The sequence below is a fragment of the Sphingomonas sp. CROZ-RG-20F-R02-07 genome, assembly GCF_022662335.1.
In the GTDB taxonomy this organism is placed as follows: domain Bacteria; phylum Pseudomonadota; class Alphaproteobacteria; order Sphingomonadales; family Sphingomonadaceae; genus Sphingomonas.
In genome coordinates this window covers 74,315-98,849 of the sequence record NZ_JAKNQJ010000004.1, presented here as the reverse complement: position 1 = coordinate 98,849, position 24,535 = coordinate 74,315, and the positions used below count along the sequence as shown (strand labels likewise).

Annotated in this window: 29 protein-coding genes; 5 read left to right on the top strand and 24 right to left on the bottom strand. The window is 68.3% G+C overall.

Annotated features, from left to right (window positions below):
- Positions 1–186: 186 nt before the first annotated feature.
- On the bottom strand, positions 187–642 hold the full coding sequence (locus tag L8H00_RS08155) for a peroxiredoxin (protein WP_242096808.1): 456 nt from the start codon (positions 640–642) through the stop codon (positions 187–189).
- A complete protein-coding gene (locus L8H00_RS08150; RefSeq protein ID WP_242096807.1) occupies positions 635–3,310 on the bottom strand; it encodes a bifunctional [glutamine synthetase] adenylyltransferase/[glutamine synthetase]-adenylyl-L-tyrosine phosphorylase in 2,676 nt (891 codons plus the stop codon). The genes L8H00_RS08155 and L8H00_RS08150 overlap by 8 nt, the downstream gene beginning before the upstream one ends.
- 65 nt (positions 3,311–3,375) lie before the next feature.
- On the opposite strand from L8H00_RS08150, the gene L8H00_RS08145 reads away from it, so the two are divergent.
- Entirely contained in the window at positions 3,376–3,552 is a 177-nt protein-coding gene (locus L8H00_RS08145; protein WP_242096806.1) for a hypothetical protein, read from the top strand.
- A gap of 9 nt (positions 3,553–3,561) precedes the next feature.
- Here L8H00_RS08145 and L8H00_RS08140 read toward each other — a convergent pair whose 3' ends face one another.
- From L8H00_RS08140 to L8H00_RS08130, 3 genes are all read right to left on the bottom strand, one after another.
- Positions 3,562–4,209, bottom strand: coding sequence for a sigma-70 family RNA polymerase sigma factor (locus tag L8H00_RS08140; RefSeq protein WP_242096805.1), 648 nt, complete (start codon positions 4,207–4,209; stop codon positions 3,562–3,564).
- Positions 4,210–4,302: 93 nt separating this feature from the next.
- Positions 4,303–4,440: a hypothetical protein gene (locus L8H00_RS08135; protein WP_242096804.1), complete on the bottom strand. Its 138-nt coding sequence runs from the start codon at positions 4,438–4,440 to the stop codon at positions 4,303–4,305.
- 70 nt (positions 4,441–4,510) lie between these two features.
- Entirely contained in the window at positions 4,511–5,317 is an 807-nt protein-coding gene (locus tag L8H00_RS08130; RefSeq protein WP_242096803.1) for a response regulator, read from the bottom strand.
- Between the two features lie 252 nt (positions 5,318–5,569).
- Between L8H00_RS08130 and L8H00_RS08125 the strand changes: the two genes are divergently transcribed.
- The 3 genes from L8H00_RS08125 to L8H00_RS08115 all read left to right on the top strand — a co-directional run bounded on the left by L8H00_RS08125 (position 5,570) and on the right by L8H00_RS08115 (position 7,765).
- Positions 5,570–5,731, top strand: coding sequence for a NepR family anti-sigma factor (locus L8H00_RS08125; protein WP_242096802.1), 162 nt, complete (start codon positions 5,570–5,572; stop codon positions 5,729–5,731).
- A 98-nt stretch (positions 5,732–5,829) separates the two neighbouring features.
- The gene (locus tag L8H00_RS08120) at positions 5,830–7,353 is read left to right on the top strand and encodes a sensor histidine kinase (RefSeq protein ID WP_242097052.1); all 1,524 of its coding nucleotides are present in this window, start codon (positions 5,830–5,832) and stop codon (positions 7,351–7,353) included.
- 271 nt (positions 7,354–7,624) lie between these two features.
- Positions 7,625–7,765, top strand: coding sequence for an entericidin A/B family lipoprotein (locus L8H00_RS08115; protein WP_242096801.1), 141 nt, complete (start codon positions 7,625–7,627; stop codon positions 7,763–7,765).
- A 66-nt stretch (positions 7,766–7,831) separates the two neighbouring features.
- Here L8H00_RS08115 and tatC read toward each other — a convergent pair whose 3' ends face one another.
- From tatC to argS, 8 genes are read right to left on the bottom strand one after another with little or no spacing between them, the layout of a single operon-like run.
- Positions 7,832–8,599 (bottom strand): twin-arginine translocase subunit TatC, encoded by a 768-nt coding sequence (tatC, locus tag L8H00_RS08110; RefSeq protein WP_242096800.1) that lies wholly within the window; start codon positions 8,597–8,599, stop codon positions 7,832–7,834.
- The gene (gene tatB / locus L8H00_RS08105; RefSeq protein ID WP_242096799.1) at positions 8,596–8,976 is read right to left on the bottom strand and encodes a Sec-independent protein translocase protein TatB; all 381 of its coding nucleotides are present in this window, start codon (positions 8,974–8,976) and stop codon (positions 8,596–8,598) included. The genes tatC and tatB overlap by 4 nt, the downstream gene beginning before the upstream one ends.
- A gap of 33 nt (positions 8,977–9,009) precedes the next feature.
- On the bottom strand, positions 9,010–9,249 hold the full coding sequence (locus L8H00_RS08100) for a Sec-independent protein translocase subunit TatA (RefSeq protein ID WP_242096798.1): 240 nt from the start codon (positions 9,247–9,249) through the stop codon (positions 9,010–9,012).
- A gap of 28 nt (positions 9,250–9,277) precedes the next feature.
- A complete protein-coding gene (gene scpB, locus L8H00_RS08095; RefSeq protein WP_242096797.1) occupies positions 9,278–9,841 on the bottom strand; it encodes an SMC-Scp complex subunit ScpB in 564 nt (187 codons plus the stop codon).
- The gene (locus L8H00_RS08090) at positions 9,838–10,566 is read right to left on the bottom strand and encodes a ScpA family protein (protein WP_242096796.1); all 729 of its coding nucleotides are present in this window, start codon (positions 10,564–10,566) and stop codon (positions 9,838–9,840) included. The genes scpB and L8H00_RS08090 overlap by 4 nt, the downstream gene beginning before the upstream one ends.
- 4 nt (positions 10,567–10,570) lie before the next feature.
- A complete protein-coding gene (locus L8H00_RS08085; protein ID WP_242096795.1) occupies positions 10,571–11,575 on the bottom strand; it encodes a glycoside hydrolase family 3 N-terminal domain-containing protein in 1,005 nt (334 codons plus the stop codon).
- A 52-nt stretch (positions 11,576–11,627) separates the two neighbouring features.
- On the bottom strand, positions 11,628–12,353 hold the full coding sequence (locus tag L8H00_RS08080) for an SPOR domain-containing protein (protein WP_242096794.1): 726 nt from the start codon (positions 12,351–12,353) through the stop codon (positions 11,628–11,630).
- On the bottom strand, positions 12,353–14,077 hold the full coding sequence (gene argS, locus L8H00_RS08075) for an arginine--tRNA ligase (protein WP_242096793.1): 1,725 nt from the start codon (positions 14,075–14,077) through the stop codon (positions 12,353–12,355). The genes L8H00_RS08080 and argS overlap by 1 nt, the downstream gene beginning before the upstream one ends.
- Positions 14,078–14,266: 189 nt before the next feature.
- On the opposite strand from argS, the gene L8H00_RS08070 reads away from it, so the two are divergent.
- Positions 14,267–14,566, top strand: a complete 300-nt coding sequence (locus tag L8H00_RS08070) for a hypothetical protein (protein WP_242096792.1) — start codon at positions 14,267–14,269, stop codon at positions 14,564–14,566.
- An 18-nt stretch (positions 14,567–14,584) separates the two neighbouring features.
- On the opposite strand, the gene L8H00_RS08065 is transcribed toward L8H00_RS08070, so the two are convergent.
- From L8H00_RS08065 to L8H00_RS08015, 11 genes are all read right to left on the bottom strand, one after another.
- Positions 14,585–15,748, bottom strand: coding sequence for a deoxyguanosinetriphosphate triphosphohydrolase (locus L8H00_RS08065; protein WP_242096791.1), 1,164 nt, complete (start codon positions 15,746–15,748; stop codon positions 14,585–14,587).
- Positions 15,745–17,670, bottom strand: a complete 1,926-nt coding sequence (locus tag L8H00_RS08060; protein ID WP_242096790.1) for an SPOR domain-containing protein — start codon at positions 17,668–17,670, stop codon at positions 15,745–15,747. The genes L8H00_RS08065 and L8H00_RS08060 overlap by 4 nt, the downstream gene beginning before the upstream one ends.
- Positions 17,671–17,768: 98 nt before the next feature.
- Positions 17,769–18,089 carry an SMR family transporter gene (locus tag L8H00_RS08055; protein ID WP_242096789.1) on the bottom strand — a complete coding sequence of 107 codons (321 nt, stop codon included), beginning with the start codon at positions 18,087–18,089 and terminating at the stop codon, positions 17,769–17,771.
- Between the two features lie 41 nt (positions 18,090–18,130).
- On the bottom strand, positions 18,131–18,688 hold the full coding sequence (locus tag L8H00_RS08050) for a hypothetical protein (RefSeq protein WP_242096788.1): 558 nt from the start codon (positions 18,686–18,688) through the stop codon (positions 18,131–18,133).
- Positions 18,681–19,175, bottom strand: coding sequence for an ATPase (locus tag L8H00_RS08045; RefSeq protein ID WP_242096787.1), 495 nt, complete (start codon positions 19,173–19,175; stop codon positions 18,681–18,683). Before L8H00_RS08045 ends, L8H00_RS08050 begins: the two co-directional genes overlap by 8 nt.
- 19 nt (positions 19,176–19,194) lie before the next feature.
- Positions 19,195–19,407 carry a F0F1 ATP synthase subunit C gene (locus L8H00_RS08040; protein WP_010164404.1) on the bottom strand — a complete coding sequence of 71 codons (213 nt, stop codon included), beginning with the start codon at positions 19,405–19,407 and terminating at the stop codon, positions 19,195–19,197.
- Positions 19,408–19,469: 62 nt separating this feature from the next.
- Positions 19,470–20,255, bottom strand: a complete 786-nt coding sequence (locus tag L8H00_RS08035; RefSeq protein WP_242096786.1) for a F0F1 ATP synthase subunit A — start codon at positions 20,253–20,255, stop codon at positions 19,470–19,472.
- Positions 20,256–20,282: 27 nt separating this feature from the next.
- The gene (locus L8H00_RS08030) at positions 20,283–20,567 is read right to left on the bottom strand and encodes an AtpZ/AtpI family protein (RefSeq protein ID WP_242096785.1); all 285 of its coding nucleotides are present in this window, start codon (positions 20,565–20,567) and stop codon (positions 20,283–20,285) included.
- 167 nt (positions 20,568–20,734) lie between these two features.
- Entirely contained in the window at positions 20,735–21,103 is a 369-nt protein-coding gene (locus L8H00_RS08025; protein ID WP_242097051.1) for a YdbL family protein, read from the bottom strand.
- An 8-nt stretch (positions 21,104–21,111) separates the two neighbouring features.
- A complete protein-coding gene (locus tag L8H00_RS08020) occupies positions 21,112–21,291 on the bottom strand; it encodes a YnbE family lipoprotein (protein ID WP_242097050.1) in 180 nt (59 codons plus the stop codon).
- A gap of 50 nt (positions 21,292–21,341) precedes the next feature.
- Positions 21,342–24,458, bottom strand: a complete 3,117-nt coding sequence (locus tag L8H00_RS08015) for a YdbH domain-containing protein (RefSeq protein WP_242096784.1) — start codon at positions 24,456–24,458, stop codon at positions 21,342–21,344.
- Positions 24,459–24,535: the final 77 nt, after the last annotated feature.

The following is a 24,535-nucleotide window of genomic DNA, read 5'->3' as shown; positions in this document are numbered from 1 at the left end:
AGCGCCTGCCCCTGACAGAGCGCTCCGGCTTCGTCGCGAACCACGGCCCCCCGCGCTTCCGACGATCGTGCTTTGCCAAGCATTATGACGTCACGGCAAGACCATGGTGGGCCCGGCGCGGCGGAATGCCTGATGGTTAAGCCGAGTCGTTGAAAATTGCGCGCCGCAAACGGGAAACGATGCGAATCAGCCGCCGGTGGCCCCCGCGAGCACCGCCTGCGCATGGCCGGGCACCTTCACCTTGCGCCACTGCCGCACCAGCGTTCCGTCCGCGCCGAACAGGAATGTCGCCCGCTCGATACCCATATAGACGCGGCCATAGAGGTTCTTCTCGCCCCAGACACCGAACGCGTCGCAGACGCTGCCGTCCGGATCGGTGGCGAGCGTCACCGATAGCGCGTGCTTGGCCGCGAACTTGGCGTGTTTCTGGGGCGGATCCTTGGAAATGCCGACGACCGTCACGCCCGCCTGTGCGAAGTCGTCCGCCAGCGCGGAAAAGTCTTGCGCCTCGCGCGTGCAGCCGGGCGTATCGTCCTTGGGATAGAAATAGACCACCAGCGGCCGGGCGAGGTCCGCCAGCGCCGCCTCGCGTCCGTCCGTCATCGTCACCCGCACCGCGGGGATCGTCGCACCGTCATCCATGGCTCACCTCGTGCCACACCCCCTGCACCGCCGCCCGGGTCGCGTCGAGGGCCGCCGTCACGGCCTGCCAGTCGGGCCGCGCCAGCGTGTCGGCGATCAGCGCCTGCGTCGCCCGGTCGGGAATGGCGGAGCCCGGCGCCAGCAGCCGCAGCGCGACGAGCGCACGCGTGAGGTCGTCATGCGCCGCCCGCATCGTGCGCGGCAGCAATCCCTGGTCGGCGAGCGCATCGATCGCGCATCCCAGATCGGGATCGAACCCGGTACGGTGAACGAGTTGCGTGACGTGCACCGCGAATTCCAGATCGACCAGCCCACCCGGCGACAGCTTGACGTCGAGCGGCCCCTGCGGCGGCTTGTGCGCGGCCATATCGGCGCGCATCGTCACCGCGTCCCGCACGATATCGCGCGCGGGCCGCTGCCCCCGAAGCACATCGGCGATCACCGCCGCCACGTCCGCACGCGCCCGGGCCGAGCCGAACACGGGGCGGGCACGGGTGAGCGCCATATGCTCCCAAGACCAGGCATCCTCGCGCTGGTAACGCGCGAAGGATTCGACCGACACCGCCAGCGGCCCCTGCGCACCCGATGGGCGCAGCCGCGTGTCGATCGGATAGAGCGGCCCCGCCGCGGTCGCGACCGACAAGGCGGCCGTCATCCGCTGCGCCAGCCGGTTGTAATAGAGCGTAGCACCCAGCGGCTTCGCCCCATCCGACTCGCTGCGGAAATCGCCGGTGAACAGATAGACGAGGTCGAGATCGGACGCGTGCGTCATCGCCCCACCGCCCATCCGGCCGAGCGCCAGGATGACGAACTCGCTGTCCGGCACCGCGCCATGCGCGTGCGCGAACTCCGCCACCGTCGCGGTGGCGATCACGCCGATCGCCGCTTCCGCCACGCGCGCATAGCCGCCGGCCGCGACCAGCGGATCCGCCGCACCCGCCACGATCTGCGCGCCGAGCGCAAACCGCATCTCGCCGACGATGCGGCGGACGTGATCGAGCCGCGCGCCATAATCCTCGCCGGCATCGCCCGCGCGCATCGCGGCCTCCAGCGTTTCGACGCTGCCGACGGCATCGAGCGCGGAGGCGTCGATCAGGCCGTCGAGCAAGGCCGGACGACGCGCCAGCGCCTCGGCCAGGGGTTCGGCATGCGAAAGGATCGTGACGAGCAGCGCCGCGAGCCCCGGCCGGGCCTCGAGCAGGCGAAAGATGTTGATCGCGCTCGGCAGCCGTTCGAGCAGCGCATCGAAGTGCCGCAGCGCCGCGTTCGGATCCGGCGCGCCGGCGAAGGCGGGCACCAGCGTCGGCAACACCGCCTCCAGCGCGGCGCGCGCGGGCGGGCTGCGGAGCGCGGGATAGCCGCCCTGACGCCATGCCGCGATCCGGACCCGCGCCGTGGCGGGATCGCCGAAACCCGCCGAGGCGAGCGCCTCGTCCAGCGCTTCGGGGTCATGCGGCAGGGTCGGTTGCGCGTCGCCATCCAGCGCATCGTAGATCCGCCCGACATGCCCGACCGACGGCCGCAGCCAGTCGAGCAGCGCGTCGGCGTCATTCACGCCGTGGAGCCGCGCGACGCGATCAAGCGCTTCGGCCACCGGCAGGGCATGAGTCTGCCGGTCGTCGATCATCTGCACGCGGTGCTCGATCGTGCGGAGCCGCGTATAGGCCTCGCTCAGCACGGCCGCATCCTCGGCATCGATCCGGCCGGCCGCGGCGAGCGCCGCCAGCGCGTCGCGTGTCGCGGGGGCGCGCAGCGCCGGATCGCGGCCGCCATGGATCAACTGGTGGATCTGCGCGAAGAACTCGATCTCGCGGATGCCGCCCCTGCCCCGCTTCAGATCGTAACCGGCGCCGAACGCCTGGCCCTGCGCATGATGGTCGCGGATCCGGTGCGTGAGGCCCCGGATTTCCTGAACCGCACCGAAATCGAGCGCGCGGCGCCACACGAACGGCCGAACCGCATCGAGAAACCGCGTACCGAGATCCGTGTCTCCGGCAGCGGCGCGGGCGCGGATGAAGGCGGCGCGTTCCCAGGTGAGCGCCTGCGACTCGTAATAGCCGATCGCCGCATCCACCGGCAGCACGATCGGCGTCACTTCGGGCGACGGCCGCAGTCGAAGATCGACGCGCAGCACATAGCCGTCGCCGTCGCGCGCCTGGAGCAGTTCGACCACCCGCCGCCCGATCCGCACCGCCGCGTCGCTCGGCTCCTCGCGCGGGCGACGGGGGAGAATCTGCGGATCGAAGAGGAAGATCGGATCGATGTCGGACGAATAGTTGAGCTCGCGGCTGCCTTGTTTGCCGAGCGCGATCGCCGCGAAACCCTGCGGTTCGGCATCGGGAGTCCGTTCGCGGATCGCCTGCCCGATCGCACGATCCACCGCGCGGTCCGCAAAATCGCTCAGCGCCTGCGTGACCGCCGTGAGATCGAGCAGCCCCGCCAGATCGCCGATCGCGACGTTTAGCGCGAGCGCCCGACGTTCCAGCCGCAACTGCCGTGCCACTGGCACATCGGGTGTGGCGTCATGAACCGCGAGATCGAGCACGCCGCTCTCGAGCCGCGCGGCGATCTCCGGCTCGCGCGTCAGCAGAAGCGTGAGGAACGGCGACTCCGCGCGTGCCCTTCGCAGCGCTTCCGCCAGGCTGGAACGGGCGATGGTGACATTCATGCAGCTTCCGCTCCGCCTCTTGCCCCGACTCGCAACAAATATTCGTGTCAGGGGTTGTAGACGCCATGGATCATGCACACAGCCTTCACGCGGGAAACAGGGGCGACTTCATCGTCCGCTCGCCCCGCGAAACCGATGCGGTCGGCACGGCGCTGAAGGGTGCATTCTCCTCGCGCATCGATCTGCCGACTGACATGCGCCACGCGCTCGAACAGCTCGACCGCATCCCGATCGGCCGCTGACGCTGGCGGCTAGCGGCCGCGGCTCAGATCCTCGACTTCACCCATGATCGTGTCGAGCGCCGTCTTCGTGACATCAACCTCATGGCTGCGGCGCGAGGGGAGCGATCCGTTCGTCAGAATGGTCTCGAGCGCCACGCGGCCACGCGCCACCCGGCTCTTGATCGTGCCGACCGCCACATTGCAGATTTCGGCGGCCTCTTCATAGGCGAAGCCGCCTGCGCCGACGAGGATCAGCGCCTCGCGCTGGGGCTGCGGCAGATGCATCAGCGCGCGCTGCATGTCGCCCAGTTCGACATGGCGATCCTGGCTCGCGGGCGCCGCCAGGATGCGGTCGGCGACGAGATCGTCCCACTCGCCCTTGAACCGCGCGCGGCGCATTTGCGACAGATACAGATTGCGCAGGATGATGAACGTCCATGCGCGCATGTTCGTGCCGGCTTGAAAGCGCTTGCGCGCCGCCCATGCCTTCAGCAGCGTTTCCTGAACGAGATCGTCGGCCAGATCGCGGCTGCCCGAAAGCGAGCGACCGAACGCGCGAAGATGCGGAATGACCTGCGCCAATTGAGTCTTGAACTCGGGATCGGAGAGCGAGACGTGTTCGACGACGACCAGTTCTTCTTCGCCGTCATCGCTGTCGCGCGGCGTCGTATCGTTCATGGAAATGGCCTCAACCCCGCTCGTCGTGCTCCACGCACGGTCGCCTACATAAGACTCGACGCCGACATTTGCCAGCGGATGCACTGAGATACCTCAGCGCAGAATAAGAAACGCAAAGATCGCCACGATCAATATCAGCGATATGCCGAGCACATAGCGGGTGACGCCGGGCGTCGCGCCCGCCCGTGCGTCCTGTGCCTCGACTTCGATGCGTTCATTCGGATCAGCCATGATCGTCCCAACACGCGAAACCCGTTTTGGCTCCGTAACTGTCTTGTTTATCCCGCGGGAACCGTCCCGTTTATACCGCCGGCACCGTGCTCTGGTCGAAGAACAGCGCCTGGCTGATCGCCGCCTTCACCGTCGATCGCTGGAACGGCTTGGTGATGAGGAAGGTCGGCTCGGGCCGTTCGCCCGTCAGCAGCCGCTCGGGGAAGGCGGTGATGAAGATCACCGGAACCTCGAACTCGGCCAAGATGTCCTTCACCGCATCGATGCCCGAACTGTCGTCGGCAAGCTGAATGTCGGCCAGAACCAGCCCGGGGCGATCCTCCATCGCAAGCCCCACGGCCTCGTCGCGGGTCACCGCCACGCCGGTCACGTCATGGCCGAGATCGCGGACGATCGTCTCGATATCCATCGCGATCAGCGGCTCGTCCTCGATGATGAGCACGCGCGCGCGGGTCTGCTGCTCGATCTCCCGCATCGCCTCGGCGACGAGATCATCCAGCTCGCTCGGCTCGACCTCGATCAAATAAGCCGCATCCTCGGGCGTAAAGCCCTCCATCGCCGTCAGCAGCAGCGCCTGACGCGACAGCGGCGTCATCCGGGCAAGCCGCGCGCGCGCGGTCGCCTCATGGCCTTCCGGGCTGTCGCCCGCCGCCTCGTCGCCCAGCTCGTCGTAGTTGGTCGAATTCCAGATGCCCTGGAACATCTTGTAGAGGCCGAGACGCGGATCAACGTCCTTCGGGAATTCGGCGGGCGCGGCGACGATCGCCTCGAGCGTCGCACGGACATATTTGTCGCCATGATTCTGGCTGCCCGTCAGGGCCCGGCCGTAGCGCCGCAGGAAGGGGAGATGCGGTGCGAGTTGCTGTCCGAGCGACATGGGTAACGGATACTCCCTGAATGGCGGCCTCCATCTGTCCCGGTGGCCGCCGCGTTGCAATGTCATTTCCGCGAAATGGCCGCCTACGTTGACGTAGGACGGATTTTTCGGTCTGACCGGGAACCATCGAGATGCAATTTGGTTTCAGGGACACCAAATCGCGTATGCGCCCGGCTGGATTTCCGGCCGGTCTTCGGGATAGATCGTTTGTTATCGCGTTCACGTGCGGGCGTGCAGGGGGATGTTTTCAGTTTGGGCCACGACACGCCAAAGACCAAGCAGCCCGATTTATCCGGAGCCAGGGTCCAGAACAAGGATCGCGACATGGGCACGGCGCTTCGGTCGATCTATCAGAAAACCGTCGAAGAATCGGTTCCCGACGAGATGCTCGACCTGCTCGGCAAGCTCGACTGACGGCCGGCCGAACGGCCATGGCCTCAAACAATTCCATCGATGCCGCTATCGCACGTGATCGCCTGACGGCACTCAGTCCGGTGTCGCGACTCGCCCGGATGCAGACCGGCGCGAAACTGTTCCTGATCCTCAGCGCAGCGTTGCTGCCGCTCGCGCTGATCGCGATCTTTGCCACCCTGCAGACGACGCGGATCGCCGATGCGGAAATGCGCGCCCGGTTGCGCGTCTCCGCGGACGAAAGCGCGCGCTCGATCGCGATCGAGCTGGTGGGCGACATGACCGCGCTGCGCGTCGCGGTGAACGCACTCGGCGCCGACCCCGCGGACGCCCCGAGCTGCGCGCGCGCGCAGGGCGTCTTCGCGCAGCAATCGGTAGCCGGCACGCGCTTCGTCATCACCGATCGTGTCGGCCATGTGCTCTGCGGTGAGCCCGTCGCGGCCAGCGTCGCCCTGCCCACCATGGGTACGCCGATCGTGGCCGAGATCCTGCCTGGCCAGGGCCTCGTCATGGCGGTGGCCGGACCGGGACGCCGGACCGTCGCTCGCGCATTCTTTCCCAAGGCGTTTCTGGCGCGGATCGGCCTGCCCACCGCGCACGCGACGCCCTATGGCAGCGAACTGATCCACGGGTCGCGGTCGCTGATCCTCGGGTCGATCCCCGATGCCCAGCCGCTTGATCGCATGGAGACGATGCGGATCGACCTGGGGGTGGCGGGGCTCGCCTTGCGCACCAGCGTTCGCAGCGCGCCGATCACGTCGCCGCTGGTGATCGCCCTGCTGCTGCCGCTGCTGATGTGGGCCGCGGCGGCGAGCATCGCCTGGTTCGTGGTCGATCGGCTGTTGATCCGCCCCTTGCGTGCGCTGCGCACCAGCGTCGCGGCGTTCACGCCGGGCGAGGTGATCGATCCGGGTACGCTCCACCAGATGCCGGCGCAGGAGATCCGCGAGCTGGGCGACACGTTCCGCGCGATCAGCCGCACCGTCGCGCTGCACGAGGCCGGGCTGGCCGAGGGGCTCGTCCGCCAGACCAAGCTGACGCGCGAGGTGCATCACCGTGTGAAGAACAATCTTCAGGTGATCTCCAGCCTCATCAACTTCCATGCGCGCGGCGCGCGCAGCGCAGATGCGACGGCGGCCTATTCCTCGATCCAGCGCCGCGTCGACGCGCTCGCAGTCGTCCATCGCAACCATTTCGCGGAGATGGAGGAAAATCGCGGGCTGAACCTGCGCGCGGTGATCGGCGAGCTCGCCGCCAATATCCGCGCGACCGCACCCGAGGGATCGACGGCAATCGGTATCGCGATCGATATCGACCCCTATCTCGTCAATCAGGACGTCGCCGTCGCCGTGGCGTTCCTCGTGACCGAGACGATCGAGCTGGCGATCAACTGCGACCCATCCGCCCAGATCCGCGTGGCCGTGAAGCCCGCCGAGGACCCCGGAAAGGCGCTGCTGCGCGTCGTCTCGAGGTCGCTGGTGGATAGCGATCTACTCCGCGATCTCGCCGGCACGCGCTATGGCCGCGTGATGGAAGGCCTGTCGCGCCAATTGCGCGCGCCCCTGCACCATGACCCGCTCGTCGGCGCCTATGAGATCGCGATCAGCGTGACGGGGCGCGATTGACGACGGGGCGCTTTCGGCAAAGCGGAGAAAAACCCCTGCCCCGCCGGAACCTCCTTTCCCGATCACCGTTATGACCTTCGGATAGCGACCTTATGCCCCCCGCTTTCGCTATCCAGCCATAGACCCGGAAGCGTCCACCCTCCCCCCCGGTGACGTTTCCGGGTCTTCACATTTAAAGCAGGCGCCCGTCGACGACTTCGCCATGATTGACGAAGGACGGTCGTTCCGTGCACTATTTCGCGGGGTTACCCACGCTTTTAGGAGATCGAACATGCGTAAACTGGTTGGATTGACGATGGTCGCGGGCATGCTGATGGTGAGCGCGTGCAACACCGTCGCCGGCGCCGGCAAGGACGTCAGCTCGGCAGGCAAGACGGTCACCAAGGCGGCCGACAATTCGGGCGCCAAGTAAGGCTACACCGGAACGCATGACCAAGGGCTCTCGCAGCGATGCGAGAGCCCTTTTCGCATATGCGGTTCAGGCGGAGACTACGTCCTTGGCCGCATCCTTGGCGCGTTTGCGCTCGGTGAACCAGATCCCGATCAGCGCGGCCTCATAGAGAATGATGAGCGGCACCGCGAGCAGCACCTGGCTCATCAGATCGGGCGGCGTGAGCACCGCGGCGATCGCGACCGACGCCACGATCGCATAGCGCCGCGCGCCCACCAGTTGCTTGCGCGTGACGATCCCAGCGCGCTCCAGCAGCATCAGCAACACCGGCAGCAGGAACGCCAGGCCGAAACCGAAGAGAAATTGCTGGATGAACGACAGGTAATTGCCGATCGCCGGGAGCGCCTGTTGTGTCACGCCACCGACGCTGCCCTGGAAGCCGAGCAGATAGTGAAGCGCCATCGGCACCGCAACGAAATAGGCGAGCGCCGCCCCCGACAGGAACAGCACCGGCGTCGCGAAGATGAACGGCAGAAGCGCCCGGCGTTCCTTGCGATAAAGGCCCGGTGCCACGAACTGCCACAGTTGGTTGGCGATCACCGGAAACGACAGCATCATCGCCGCGAAGAACGCGACCTTCACCTGAACGAAAAACGCCTCAAAGATCTGGGTGTAGATCACCGTATTCTGACCCGCGGCCTTCAGCGGGTGAAGCAGAAAGCCGAAGATCTCGCGTGAGAAATAGAGCGAGGCGCAAAAGGTAACCGCGATGGCCGCCGTACAATACAGCAGACGCCGGCGCAGCTCGATGAGGTGATCGAGCAGCGGGGCCCGGCTGTCGTCGATCTCGCTCATGACGGCGCTCCGTCGGGATGCGGCGCGGGAGATCCGGGCGCCGCTGCGACGATCGCCGGCTTTTCGACATGGACGGGAACGTCGCTGTGATCGACGATGCCGTGATCCGTCATCGCCGGCTCAGCCACCGCGGCGTCGGACGCCGGATGCTCGCGCATGATCCGCTCGTTCTCGGCCGCCCAGCGCTTCTCCATGTCGGCAAGCTCCGCCTCCCGCACCATCTCGTCGAAGCCGGACCGGAACTGGCGGGCGACGCCACGCGCCTTGCCCACCCAGTGGCCGAGGAACCGCATCGCTTTGGGCAGGTCCTTGGGCCCGATCACGATCAGCGCGACGAACGCCACCAGCATGAACTCGGATGGAGCGATATCGAACATCTCAGCCTTCCCCGCCGACCGCTGCGCGCCGGATCAAGGGCGATCGTCGCGGACGCGGTTGCCATCGCGATCGAACGCGGGATCGGCCGATTTCTTGGCTTCGATCCGGGCAGCGGGCTTGGTTTCGTCGTCGTCATGCTCCGACATGCCCTTCTTGAAGTTCTTCACGCCCTTGGCCACGTCTCCCATCAAATTGGAGAAACGGCCGCCGCCGAGCAGAAGGATCGCCACGACGGCGAGGACGAGCAGGTGGATGGGGCTGAAACCGCCCATTACAATTCTCCCGAAACTTCAGGTCTATCTAGTCCTCCTCGCGCGTCTTTTCCACCTCCAACGCCAGATCGACCGGATCGAGCAAACCGGCGGCGCGCAGATCCTCCATTCCCGGCAGATCGCGGCGCGAGGCCAGCCCGAAATGCGCCAGAAAATGCGGCGTGGTCGCATAGACGAGCGGCCGTCCCGGCACCTCGCGCCGCCCCGCCGGGCGCACCCACCCTGCCTCCATCAGCACGTCCAGCGTGCCCTTGGCCACCGCCACGCCGCGGATCGCCTCGATCTCGGCGCGCGTGACCGGCTCGTGATAGGCCACGATCGCCAGCGTCTCGACCCCGGCGCGGCTCAGGCGGCGCGGCTCCTCGCGATCGCGGCGCAGCAGATGCGCCAGATCGGGCGCGGTCTGGAAATGCCAGCGCTCGCCGCGACAGACGAGATTTACTCCCCGTCCCGCGTAATGCGCCGCCAGTGCCAGCAGCGGCGCGCGCACGTCGACGCCGACATGCGCGCGGATCGCATCGGCGGTCATCGGCTCGGTCGCGGCGAACAGCACCGCCTCGACCGCGCGCTCGGCATCACCCGGCGACGTCATGCGCCCGCCTTGAGATAGAGTGGCGCGAACGGCTCGGCCTGGCGCAACGTCACGCGGCCCTGTCGCGCAAGTTCGAGCGCGGCGAGAAAACTCGACGCCAGCGCCGATCGCCGCAGCCCATCGGTGCCGTCCGGAAGAAAGCGCTCGATCCGCTGCCAGTGGATCTGGACGCCCAGCAGCGCGACAAGCCGTTCGAGCGCGGCCTCCAGCGTCATCACCTGGCGATCGGCGACGACGTGGAACACCGGCCGGGTGCGCGCCGCGACTCGGCCATAAGCGGTGGCAAGGTCGAAAAAGCCGACCTGCCATGCCGCAGTCTTCACATTGTGCAGTCCCTCGGGCGCACCGCGCGCGAACACGTCGCGACCGAGCCGATCGCGCGCCATCAGCCGCGCCCCAGTGTCGCGCATCGCATCGAGCCGCTCGAGCCGGAGCTGAAGCCGCAGCGCGAGTTCGTCCGGATCGGGCTCGACCGCCGGATCGCGCGGCAGCAGCAGCGCGGACTTGAGATAGGCGAGCCACGCCGCCATGACGAGGTAATCGGCGGCGAGTTCCAGTTGCAACGCCCGCGCGCGCTCCATGAAGCCGAGATATTGCTCCACCAGCGCTAGGATCGAGATCGCGCGCAGATCGACCTTCTGCCCGCGGGCAAGCGCCAGCAGCAGGTCGAGCGGCCCTTCCCAGCCATCCAGATCCAGCGTCAGCCTGTCGTCGGTGGCCGCCATGGCGCTAGGGTACGAGCGCCAGCAGTGCGTCGCGCTTGGCGATCTGTTCGGCGAAATCGCCCCGGCCTACGCCGACGCTCGCCATCGCGCGCGTCAGGCGCTCGCGCGACCGATCGGCGATCTCGCCCAGCCGATCGGCAATCGCGACCATCTCATCCATCCGCGCCCAGCAATCGAGCACGATGTCGCAACCCGCCGCGATCGCCCCCGCCGCCTTGTCCGCGGCCGATCCGCTCAGCGCCTTCATGTCGATATCGTCGGTCATCAACAGCCCGTCGAACCCGATCCGCCCGCGGATGATGTCGGCGATCACGGTCGGCGACAGCGTGGCGGGGCGATCGGCGTCCCAAGCCTCGAAGACGATGTGCGAGGTCATGCCCATAGGTGCTTGATTGAGCGTGTGAAACGGCGTCAAATCCACCGCCAGTTCGGCGTCGGACGCGGTCACGGTCGGCAGCGCATAATGGCTGTCGACCCGCGCCCGGCCATGCCCCGGCATATGCTTCACCACGCCCACCACGCCGCCGGCCGCCAGTCCCTCCAGCGTCGCCCGCCCCATCGCCGCCACGCGCATCGGCTCGCGGCCATAGGCGCGCGTGGCGATCGCGTCGGTCGTGTCCGGCTGGCCGACATCCAGCAGCGGCAGGCAATCGACGCTGATCCCCACTTCGCTCAGCATCAGCCCTAGCGCATGGGCGTTGGCGCGCGCCGCCTCGATGCCCGACATGGGCGCGATCTCGTACAAGGCATCGAATCGGGGGCCCGCAGGAAAGGCCGGCCATTCCGGCGGCCCCATGCGTGCGACGCGGCCCCCCTCCTGGTCGATCAGGATCGGCAGATCGTCGCGGCCCGCGAGCGCACGCAGCGAGTCGGTCAGCGCGCGAAGCTGCGCGCGCGTTTCGACGTTGCGGCGGAACAGGATGTAGCCCGCCGGCTCCGCCTCGGCGAAAAAGCCGCGCTCGTCGGCGGTGAGGACGGGGCCGGACAGGCCGAAGATGACGGGCTTCATGCCCATCGTCTATCGCGCCGGCGAACGCCCCGCCACCTCTTCCGCGTGCCGGTCAGCTCGCGACGAAGCAGCTTTCGCCCGCCACGCGGAGCCGCCCGCAGATATCCGCCGCCGCGTTCGCGCTGCCGGCGTTGACGCGCAGCCGGTAGAGCGTGCGCCCGCCGGTGGCGACCGGCTGCACCGACTTGCCGAGCGAGGCGACATAGCCGAACCGCTTCGACACCGTCGTCCAAGCGGCGTTCGCCGCTGCCTCGCTCGGATAGGCGCCGAGCTGGACGAGCGAACCGCCGCTACCCGCACCGGCCGCGGGCGGACGCACCACCGTGACGGGTGCGGCGGCGACGAGGCGACTATGCGATTCGGGCACTTGCGACACCGCGTTGCGGCCGCCCTCGGCCACCGCGGTGGGCTTGGCGGCGGGGCGGTGCGCCGCCACCGGCGCCTCGGGCACGGCCTTCAGGTCGATCGCGCCGTTGCCCGCGCCCTTGCCCGCGCTGGTGGCGATCGCCGACTGGCCCTCGCCCTCCACCTTCAGCCCGCCGGGATCGTCGGGCTTTACCTTGTAATCGCCCTCCTGCGCCGCGATCAGCTCGCCATTGCCGTTCACCGGATGGCGCTGCAGCCGGTAGATGCCGAAGACGATCCCAGCGAGCACGACGAGGCCCAGGATCACCAGACCGACGACGCGGCCGATCGGCGGCCCGGCGTGATCGTCCGGCTCGACGGTTTCGAGCCAGGGCAGCCGGTCCTCCTCGCGTAGGTGCATGTCCTCGGCCATCACTTCATCTCCGACACCGCCTCGACGCCCATGATCGAGAGTCCGTTACGGATAATCTGTCCGACGGCCGACGCCAAGAACAGACGCGCACGCGTGGCGTCGGGATCCTCGACGACGAGGAAGCGACGATCGGGCCGATCGTTCCCGACATTCCACAACGCGTGAAAGGCGGCGGCCAAGTCGTAGAGATAGAACGCTATTCTGTGCGGCTCGCGCGCGTTGGCCGCGGTCTCCACGATGCGCGGGAACTGCGCCGCCAGCTTCACCAGCGCCAGCTCTTCCGTATCAAGCCGGGACAGGTCGGGCGCGCCGTCGGCGATCCCCGCCTCGGCGGCGCGGCGGTGGAGCGATGCGATCCGGGCGTGCGCGTAATTGACGTAGAAGACCGGATTGTCCTTCGACGCCTCGACCACCTTGGCGAAATCGAAATCCATCTGCGCATCGGATCGCCGCGTCAGCATGGTAAAGCGCACCACGTCCTTGCCGACCTCATTCACCACATCGGCCAACGTCACGAAATTGCCCGCGCGCTTCGACATCTTGACCGGTTCGCCGCCGCGGAGCAGGCGGACCATCTGCACGAGCTTGACGTCGAGCGGCGTGCGCCCCTCGGTCAGCGCCTCGACCGCGGCGACGATCCGCTTGACCGTGCCGCCATGATCCGCGCCCCAGATGTCGATCAGCGCATCGGCACGTTCCGCCTTCTGGAAATGATAGGCGAGGTCCGCCCCGAAATAGGTCCATTGCCCGTTGGACTTCTTGATCGGGCGATCCTGATCGTCGCCGAAGCGCGTCGAGCGGAACAGCGGCAGCTCGACCGGCTCCCAGTCGTCGGGCGTTTCGCCCTTCGGCGCTTCGAGCACGCCGTCATAGACGAGCCCGCGCGCGCGCAGCACGGCTTCGGCCGCCTCGGGCTTGCGCGCGGCCTGCAGTGCGGCCTCCGATGCGAAGGTCTCGTGATGGATGCCGAGCAGCGCGAGATCGGCGCGGATCAGGTTCATCATCGCCGCCACCGCGCGCGTGCGGAACAGCGCGAGCCACTCGCCCTCGTTCTCGCCCACGAACCGATCGCCGAATTCCGCGGCGAGCGCCTGGCCAAGGGGCACGAGATAGTCGCCGGGATAGAGGCCTTCGGGGATCGTCACCGTCTCGCCCAGCGCCTCGCGGTAGCGAAGATGGACCGAGCGGGCGAGGACGTCCACCTGCCCTCCGGCATCGTTCACATAATATTCGCGGATCACGCGATTACCGGCGAACTCCAGCAGGTTCGCCAGCGCATCGCCCACCACCGCGCCGCGGCAATGGCCCATGTGCATCGGCCCGGTCGGGTTGGCGGAGACATATTCGATGTTGACGGTCTGCCCGCCCCCGACGTTCGAGCGGCCGTAATCGGCGGCGGCATCGGTGATGGCGGCGAGTTCGGCCCGCCAACTATCGTCGGTGAGGACGAGATTGATGAAGCCCGGTCCGGCAACGCTGACGCTCGCCACCTCGTCCAGCTTGCCGAGTTCGGCCGCCAAAGCTTCGGCAAGCGCGCGCGGGTTCGTCTTCGCGGGCTTGGCCAGCACCATCGCGGCGTTGGTGGCGAGGTCGCCATGGGTGGCGTCGCGCGGCGGCTCGACCGTGACGTTCCGGCGCGCGATATCGGCGGGCAGCGCCCCCGCGGTCACGAGCGTGTCGAGCGCCGCATCGATGTGCGCGGCGAAACGGGTGTAGAGCGTCATGCGAATTCCAGGCTGGCTAGGATGCTGCGCCCTAGCCCAAGCGCCACCGCTACTCAAATCATGCGCTCACGCGATTGCACCGAATGCACGCAGCGAAGATGGGTTTGCATTTGCAACTGATGCTGCATCGCAATAAATTCCTAGTCGAAGGTTCCGGTGCGGAACGTCCCTCCTGCGAAAGACACGATCATGCGCAAGACCCTCGCGATCCTCGCCGCTGCCGCTGCCGCGCTCACCTCGACGATCGGCATGGCGCATGCGCCCGAGGGCCAGCAGCGCTTCACCCGCGACGGCCAGACCTATGTCTATACCGCGGCCAAGGGCACCGGCGCGATGCAGGTGATCGATGGCCGCAGCTCGACGGGCAGCACCTTCCACCTCGTCGTGCGCGGCGATCGCGTCAGCGGCACGGCTGGCGGCATGCCCGTCTCGTTCCGCCTCGCCGATGTGCAGAGCAGCGCCGCGGGCGTCGAGATCTCGGCACGCTGAGCGAGTCTGGGCCGGTCGTCAAAAGCCTTCGGGCAGATCGATCGGCCCCACCACCCGGCGATAGGCGGTGATCGCATAGCGGTCCGTCATGCCGGCGATGAAATCGGCGATGTGGCGGCTGCGGCCGGGTTCGTCCTCGGGCAGCCGGTCGCGCCACTCCTCCGACAGCGCATCCGGATCGCCCTGATAGGCGGCGAACAGCCCGGCGACGATGCCGTGCGCCGCCTCAGCCGCTGCCAGTTGCACCGGATGGTGGTAAAGATTGGCGTACATGAAGCGTTTGAGGTCGCGCTCCTCGCGCCGCATCGCGTCCGAAAAGCCGACCAGACATTCGCCGGCGGCACGCACGTCGGCCACGTCGCCGACGCCGCTCCGCGCGATCCGCGACCGGGTTTCGGCGATCAGATCGTTGGCCATCAGGCCGATCTGCCCGCGCACCAATTCGCTGGCGAGGCGCTTCGGCGCCACTTCGGGAAAGCGCGCGCACGCCGCGTCCCATCCGCGCGCGACGATGGGCACGGCCAACAATTGATCCAGCGTCAGCAGGCCCGCGCGCAGACCGTCGTCGATATCGTGATTGTCATAGGCGATATCGTCCGCGATCGCCGCAACCTGCGCCTCCAGGCTCGGCCAGCTCGTCAGGTCGAGCGGATAGTCCGCATCGGCTTCGGCCAGCGCCCATCCCGGATGGCGGATCGGCCCATTATGCTTGGCCAGCCCCTCCAGCGCCTCCCAACTGAGATTGAGCCCGTCGAACCGCGGATAGGGCCGCTCGATCCGCGTCAGCGTTCGCAGAGTATGGCCGTTGTGATCGAACCCGCCAGCGTCCGCCAGCGCCGCCTTGAGCGCATCCTCGCCGGCATGGCCGAAGGGCGGGTGGCCGATATCATGCGCCAGGCACAGCGCCTCGGTCAGATCCTCGTTCAACCCGAGTGCGCGCGCGATCGTCCGGCCGATCTGCGCCACCTCCAGGCTGTGAGTGAGCCGCACGCGGAAATGGTCGCCATCGGGCGCCATGAACACCTGCGTCTTGTGCCGCAGCCGGCGGAAGCTGATCGAGTGGATGATCCGGTCGCGATCGCGCTGGAACGAGTCGCGCGGGCCCCTGGTCCCGTTCTGTTCCTCGTGAAGCCGTCCTTTGCTGCGCGCCGGGTCCGAAGCCCAGGGCGCGTGGCCGCTCACTTGGGCAGCTTGACGACGGGCTGCCCCGCCTCGCTGGTGAAGGTGAAGGCGGAGACGCCCTTCTTCTTCAGATCGTTGACGAAATCGCGCGCTTCATCGGACGTCTTGAACGGCCCGGCCAGCACGCGGTTCGTCGCGCGCAGGGGCGTGCTCCAGCCGCCGCGGCTGCCGAAGATGTCGGGCGCCTTGGCCTTGGCCGATTTCCACGCCTTAGGCAGATCGTCCTCGTTGGCACCGCCGGCGACCTGAACCCAGATGCGCTCGGGATTGGCGCGCTCCAGCTTGCGCTGCTCGGCGGCTTCCTTGGCGGCTTCCGCCTTTTCTTCAGCGGCGGCCTTCTTGGCGGCGAGCGCCTTCTTGTCGGCAGCGGCCTTGCGGTCGGCGGCCTTTTTGTCGAGCGCGGCCTTGCGCTCCGCGGCGACGCGTTCGGCGGCCACCTTCTCGGCCTCGGCTTGCGCGGCGAGCCGCTCGGTGTCGTCGGCGGCGGCTACCGCAACCGGTGCGGCGGCACCCGGCCGCGGCGGCGCGGCGGCGTCGAGTTCGGCCGCCGGGATCGACAACCCCGCGATGATCCGAGCCAGAATCGTGTCTTCGCTCGCGCGCCCGACGTGGTGGACGGGCGGCGCCACTGTCGGAGAGACGGAACGCACCGGCGCTGCCGCCACGCTCGAGAAGCCGGGCGTCGGCAGCGGCACCGCGACCTCCGATGCCGGCGTCGGCGAAATCGATGGCGAAGCCGCGGCGATCGCCACGGGCGCCACGGGAATCGCCGGTTGGCTGGCCACCACCACCGACAACGGCTTGGCGGGCTGGAATGGGACCGGCTGGATCCGTGCGACGACGGGCGCCGCGGTCACGGGCGCACGATAGGGCTGAACCGCCGGGACGGTCGCCTGCGGAAGCCGCTGCACCACCGCGCGCGGCGGCGCCATCACCGTGCTCGCGAGCACCACGCCGTTCTGGCCGCGATAGGCCGGTGGCGGCGGGAGCACCGGAGTCGTCGCAGTGGCGATCGCAACCGGTTGTGCCTCACGCTCGCGCTTCGAGCGGCGATCCTTTTTCGGCTTTACGGGCTGGAGCACGGGCTGCGCACTTTGCGCCGCCACCTGCACCACGGGTTCGGGCGCCAATGGCCCCGCGGCCGGTGCCATCCGCGCGTCCGCGATCCGCTCCGCGCTCGCCCGCACCTCGCCGAAATGGACCGCGAAGGCGCGATCGACCACCGAGAGCGTCGGCAGCCGCTGGAAAAACGGCAACAGCCCCTGCGCCATGCCCGGCGGCATCATCGTCGTCGCAATATGTTCGGCGCCCGCCTGATCGCCGCCCATCGCCAGGATGAACGCGCGCGATCGCCACGCCGCACGGTCGTTTTTGCGCAACAGCGGCTCGATCACGGCGATCGCCTGGTCGCGCTTGCCCGCGATCCCCAGCGACAGAGCGTAGCGGCGCACGGTCTCGTCGTCTTGCGGATCGGCTTTCAGCGCGATCCGATATTGCTGCTGCGCGCGCGGCTGATCGCCGACGAGATCATAGGCCAGCCCGCGATCCGCCGCGAAGCCGCGCACGTCGCCGCCATAGCTTTCCGCCTGCGCAAAATAGCGCAAAGCCTCGCCCGGCCGCTCGGAGCGGACCATCAGCGCGCCCTCGCCCGCCTTCACCCGCGGGTTGCGCGGATCGACCTTGTCGCCGCGCGCGAAGAACCCCGCCGCTGCGGTGAGATCGTCGAGCTTCAGCGACAATTCGCCGGCCGTCGCCAGCGTGTTCACGTCCTGCGGGCTGACCGCCAGCTGGCGCATCGTGTCGGCCAGCCGATCGGCGTCCGTGCGCGCCGGCAGCGGCTGGATCATGGCTTGTGCCCCGGCAACGGCCGGCGTGGCGGCCAGCGCGAGCGCCAACGCGATCAGGGATGAGGATGGTGGCATCGGAAGCCCGTCCTAGACCCGAGTGCGGGGAAAGCGGCAATGACCCTGCCGCCGGTCTGCGGCAAAGTGAGACGCAGCGACGACGAGTGGCGACCTGCTCAGCCCTGCGCGAACAGCTTGGTGCCGATGATGCCCAGCACGGTGAGCGCCATGAAGCCGCCTTGCACCGGACTCACCCGCTCGCCGAACAGGATGACGCCGCCGACGATCACGCCGATCGCGCCCGATCCGGTCCACATCGCATAGGCGGTGCCCGCCGGCAGCCCACGCATGGCGAGCGCGAGCAGGCCCATGGTGACGAAGCTGATGAGGATGGGGGCGCTCGCGGCTTGCCACGTGCCCAGCATCGCCGCCCATTTCAGGCTGAGCGCCCAGGCCACTTCGGAGATGACGGCCATGCCGAGGAACAGCCAGGGCATGATCGATCCTTATCCGCACCCGGCTCCGCAGAACCGGAGCGTCAGTTGGGACGTCCGAGACCGGCGATCGCCCGATCGACCAGCACGCGGTCGCTGTCGGCACCATGCGCCTGCGCGATCAGCGTCGCCGCGGCCCGCGCGGCGGCATCGGCCGCGGTGGTGCGAACCTCTTCGAGCGCCGAACGCTCGGCCGCAGCGATCTTGTCTTCCGCCATCTGGCCGCGGCGTGCGATCAGATCATTGGCGTCGGCTTCCGCCTTGGCGATCAGCGCCTTGGCCTCGGCCTCGGCATGGGCGACGATCGACGCCGCATCGCCGGCACTCGCCGCATCGCGCGCCTTGGCCGCGACCAGCATCGCCTCCGCTTCGGCCCGCAGGCGCGAAGCCTCGTCGAGTTGTGCGCGAATTGTGGCGATCTTGGCATCGAGCATGCCCGCGATCATGCCCGGCACGCGCTTCCAGATGATGATGGCGATGACCACCAGCATGGAAAGCGCGACGAAGCCCGCTGCGGTGATGCCGAAGGCGGACGGTTCGGTGTGGAGTTCCACGGTGCCCCTCGTCGTAGCCAGCGTGACCGGGTGGTTCGCCTCAGCCATGCGCCAATTCCGCCTTCACCTGATGCTCGGCGGCGGCACGATCGACCGTCACGCCTGCCAATTTGGCGACGATCGCCTCGACCGCGTCGACCGTCATCGTCTCGATCTCGCCCAGCGCCTGGCGCTTGGTGTCGCCGATCCGCGCGGTCGCGGCATCGAGCCGGTCGGCGATCTCGGCGTCGCTCGCCTTCATGCGCACCTCGAGCGAGGCGGTCGCCGCATGCTGGGCATCGGCGACCTTGTGCATCGCGGTCGACCGCGCCGCGTCGAGGCCCGATTCATAGGCCTCGTCCGCCGCACGCGCCGCCGCACGCGCCGCTTCCGCCGCAGCGAGGTCGCCCGCGATTCGGGCGGAACGATCATCGATCGTCCGCTCGATCCTGGGCACCATCGCCTTGCCGATCCCGAAATAGATCAGCCCGAATACGATCGCGAGCCAGAACAGCTGCGAGGCGTAGATCGCACCGATTTGGGATAGCTGCGGCATGGAAGCGCTCGCCCTTCGCTTACTTGACGACGAAGAGGATGAGGATCGCGACGACGAACGCGATCAGGCCGAGCAGCTCCGAAGCCGCGAAGCCGATGAACAGGCGGCCCTGCTGGCCGTCCGCGGCACCCGGGTTGCGCAGCGCACCCTCGAGGAACGAGCCGAAGACGTTGCCCACGCCGAGCGCGGCCAGGCCAACGCCGATGGCCGCGAGGCCGGCACCGATGTACATTGCACCAAGATCAGTCATGTCGAAACTCCTGTTGAAACCGAATGGATATTGAAAACCGCGACCTAGTGCAGATGCACCGCGTCGTTGAGATAAAGCGAGGTGAGCAGCGCGAACACATAGGCCTGGATCGCACAGACGAGCAGCTCCAGCGCCGACACGCCGACGATCATCACGAAGCTGAGCACGCTGACGACGGGCCCGAGCGTGCCACCGGCGTTGAAACCCTGCACCACGAAACTGCCGAACACCTCGAGCAGGATATGCCCCGCCGTCATCGCGACGAACAGACGCAGGCCGAGGCTGAACGGGCGCACCATGAACGACACGAATTCGACGGGGATGATGATCGGCATCAGCCACGCCGGCGCGCCGTGCGGTACGAACAGCGAGAAGAATTTGAGGCCGTGCCGCGCGAAGCCGACGATCAGCACGATCGCGAACGACACGAACGCCAGCACCGCGGTGACCGTGATGTGGCTGGTGACCGCGAAGGTATGGAGGTGCGGCAGAATCGCGAGCGGCAGCACACCGATGAAATTGGCGAACAGGATGAAGAAGAAGAGCGAGAAGATATAAGGCGCGAACGCCTTGCCCTCGGGCCCGATGTTCACGCGCATCATGTCGTCGATGAAGCCCACCGCGCCCTCGACCATCACCTGCCAGCGGCCGGGAATGAGCTGGCGCTTGAGGCCGCCCGAGACGAAGACCGCGAGCAGCACGAACACCACGACCATGAACAGCGCGGAGTTGGTGAACGACAGGTCAAACCCGCCGATCATCAGATGCCGGCCGAGCACGGGCTCGACCTGGAACTGCTCCATGGGATCGATCTTACCGGCCACGGCCATGTCCTCGTACTGTGCAGGGAGCCGCGATCATTCGGCGCGCTCCTTCGAGATGCGGTAGATGTTACGGAACGCCACGACGAAGCTGAGCACGACCAGCACCAGCAGGCACCAGGGCGAGGTGCCCAGCCACCGGTCCAGCGCCCAGCCGATCACCCCGCCGCCAATGGGCGCGCCGATCAGCTCGGCGAGCACGCGCGAGCCTTGCGAATAGCCCTTCGCCGGCCGCTTCGGACCGCCGTCACGCACCGCGCCACCCGCACGCGCCTGCGCGATACGGTGGTCAAGGTCGTCGATCTGGCGGTCGTCGGCCAACAAAGCATCCCGATAAGAAAACGTCGCCAGCCTTGCGGATGGCGACGGACACGCGCGGCGAAGGCCAGGCCCTCCCGCTGCATGGCCCGTTTAGAAAAGGGGTGGGATCAAGTCAACCGGGGCGGCGGCCCGTCGGCGCCGCCCCGCAATCCTGGCCGCGCAGGACGTTACACGCAGCGCGAATCGCGCTCCGGCGCGGCGGCGGTGCGCGTCTTCCACACGCCATCGGGGGTGCGGTATTTCTCGCCCGGCGCGGTCTGCGCGATCAGGTTGCAGCCGCTGGTGAAGGCGAGCTGCTCCACCGTGGCGCCGGTCGCGGTGGCCTTTTGCGTATAGGCCGCCTTGCGCTGGATATTGATGTTGTTGACCAGCGCGCGATATTCGCCGCTGCCCGCGCCGACGAGGCCGAGATAGCCGTCGGGCTGCTCGCCCACCTGCCCGCTCGCGCGTGCGGCGGCATAGGCCGGGTCGCGCTGTGCCGAGGCGATGCCGCACAGGCCCGCGATGCCGAGTGTCGCCGCGGTGATGATCGTCATGGTCTTCATCAGAAAATCCCCGGATTCTGCTGGATCAGCGATTTCGCCTGGCCGTCCAGACGGTACACCACTTCCTGCGTGACGTTGATGTTCAGATTGATGACGATCGGCTTGTCCGGCGCCGATACGTTGACGCAGCCCGTAAGCATCGCCGGTGCCGCCAGCGCGATCGTCATTCCATCCCGCATCCTGCGCACGAAGGTCGTGGTCCCCGGCTCCATCGTCAATCCTGTTTCGGTCATGGCACGATCCTGCTTGCGGGGGGCTGAACGATGGGCGCGGGTGCGGGCGGCGCGGTGCGCTTGTCCTGTTCTTCGAGCAACTGCGGCAGATTGCGCTGCACCAGCCGCTTGGGATCGTAGAAGGACTGTGCCGAATCGAGCAGCCCGCGAAACGGTGCCTTGATCCGGATGTTGAACACGAACGGCAGCCGCTGCAGTCGCCGGATGAGGAAATTGGATTTCGCCCCCTGCCCCTGGCTGATCCCGGCGAACCGCACCTCCGTCACCATCTCGCCCGCCAGCGGCCCGTTCAGCGCGATCTCCAAGCTGCGATAGCGCAGTGATTTCAGCGCCTGGAATGCGATATTGCCCCAGGTGCCGAGATCCTTCTGGCTGATCTCGCCGACATAGGCGAGCGTGCCGCCGCCGTCGCGCACCTTGAGCGCGCCACCCTCGATCCGGCCGCCGCTCGCATCGAAGATCATCGGCAGCACCCCGTCGAACACGCCGCTCGCGTCGAGATTCTTGAAATCGAACTGCTGGAGGAACTGGTCGGCCGCGACATGCGCGACGTGGAAGGTCATGCGCCGTTCGCCCGCCTGCGCGAAATCGAGCAAGGTGGGGTCGAGCCGCAGCGTGCCGCCGGCAAAGGGCCATGCCGCGCCCTCCACCTGCACGCGCGCACCGGGCAGCGTCTGGTAGCGGATGATGCCGTCGCTCACCGGTATGCCGGGGTTGATCGTCTTCACCGTCGCCATCTGCCCCGGTGCGCTCTGGAGCGCGAGCAGGTCGGTGAAGTGAATTGTCCCCGCGATCCCCGTGACCGGGCCGACCGCGGCGGCGAGATCGATCGCGCCGGTGTGGAAGTCGCCGCCGCTCGTCACGCCTCGCGGATCCCAGGCGATGTGCGCGGCGCCGTCGATAGTGCCGCGCACATCGGCGATCACACCGAGCGTCAGCGGGGTGAGCCGATCGGGCTGGAAATCGGGGGTGAAGGCAAGGGCCGGCACCCGCAGATCGGCATGGCCTGCCCCGCTGCCCAGCGCATGGACGATCGTGACGTCGGCGACCCGGACATCACTGGCCGGTTCATGGAGGCTCGCGGTCGCGGTAATCGCATCGCCTGCGAGCATGAAGGCGACGGATTCCGCGCGCAACGGCTTGAACCGCGCGGGCGTCTGCGTGTCGCTCACCGCCAGGCGGCCGCCGAGCGTGAGGCGCCCCTGCGCCAAATGCCAATCGCCCGCGGCGTCGGAGAGGACGAGCGGCACCGTGCCGATCCGCCCGCCCGCGCCCGCGAACGTCCCGCCTGCCATGCCGCCCGCGAAGCGCCCGGCGAGCCGCCCGACATCGATGCGCGTCGCGCGATCGGCGGCGCCGATGCTTGCCGCCACCGTCGTCAGCGTAAAGCCGCTTCGGTCGATGCCGCCCCCCGCGGCCGTCAGCGTGAGCGGCGTGCGGCCGAGCGTGCCGTCGAGGGCCGCCGGCCCGGTGCGTACCGCCACCGAGACGCCAGCGGCCGTGGCGCGCAGCAACGCGGGTCCTGTGGGACACAGCGTGATCCGCGATGGCGCAAGCACGAGGCCGGACAGCGCCAGCCGCGCGAACGCCACCGGCGTACAGGCCGGGTTGACCAGAAGGCCGCCGTTCCAGCGCAGATCGAGCGGCACGGCCAGCCCCTCCACCCGGCCATCGCCCAGCGGCCCCGACAGCGTCGCGCGAGTGACGATCCGAACGGCACCGCCCGCCATCCCGATGCGCACCGGCGCCAGCGCCAGCCGCGCCGCGCCCGCCGTGTAGGGCTGGATGACCACGTTCGCCACGATTCCGCTCGCGCCCGAGGCGATGGTCGCCACCCCGTCGGGAAGGCTGCCGCCGCCGATCCGGGCGTGAGCCCGGACAAGCGTGAATTGGATTCCATCATAGCCGATCCCGCTGCCTGCAAGCGCGACCCGCGCCCCCGAGGCGGCGTTCAGCGCCACCTGCGACACGCCGACGTGCGGCGTGCCACCCGCGGTCGTGGCGGCGAGCGTCGCGTCGAGATCGAAGCGCTTGCCCGCCGCGACCGCCGCTGCCGTCAGCCGGTCGAGCAGCGGTCCCACCGGCGTTCCGGCGGCGCGTCCCGCGATCCGGCCGATCGGCGCGAGACGATCGGGCGCGATAGCGATGCCATGGCCACCCGCCTGGCCATCATAGCGGACGGCGCCGCCGGCCACGGCATAGCGGCCCGCCAGCGTCAGCGCCGCGCCCGCGACGCCGCGGCTCGTGAAGCCGCCGCTGTGCGCCGCGATCGTGCCCGTGGTGCGGCGTGCGTCGCCGGCAAAGCCGATCTTGCCGGCAACGTCGCGCGTGGCAAGGCCGACGCTTCGGATTTGCGCGACATGGGCGCGTGCCTGGCCCTGCCAGCGGTCGAAGCCCGGCGTAAGCGTCACCGAGACGTCGGCCGCCGCTGTCCGCGCGCTCACCCCTTTGCAGGCGATCGACGCGAGCCTCACCGGCCCGGTGAGGGTGGGGCCGGCTTTCGCGACATGGATGGCCATCACCGCCGAGGCCCCCGCCCCCGAACAGCCGCCGGCGCGCAGTTCGTCGCTCGCCGCGGCGATGCTGCCACGAAAGCCGTTATCGAGCCGCCCCGCGCCCGAAATGCGCAGCCCGACGAGCCCGGACACCGTCTCCAGCCGAACGCGAAGATCGGCGATCCGCGCGTCGATCGCCGGCAGCGCGGAAGGCTTGCCGGACGAGGCGGGAAGCAGCCGGTCGAGGCTGCCGAACGACAGACGGCCGTTCACCAGCCGCCCGCGGAGGCGCGCATGGCCGATCCGCAAACCCGCGAGTTCGGGTCCGGACAGGCTGATGCCGGTTTCGGTTTCGATCCAGTCGGCGACGAGATCGGGATGCGCGGGATCGCCGATGACGATGCCGGTCAGCCGCTGCCGCCCAAGACCCAGATCGGTGAGCGTGTAGCGCACGGGCACGTGCCGCGCCGCGAAGGTGCGATCGATCACATGTTCGGCGATCGGCTTGCGCACACCCCACACCACCGCCAGCGCGATCACGAGCAGCGCCGTGCCCCCCGCCGAAAGGCGCAACGGACGCGATCGGGCAGCTGGCGGCTCGTCGCGCGTGTCGCTCAACCCTGATACACTCCGCTACGCCGACCAGCCGCGATCATAGGCGCGGCCACCCGCCGCTGGCAATTGCACGACGCGGA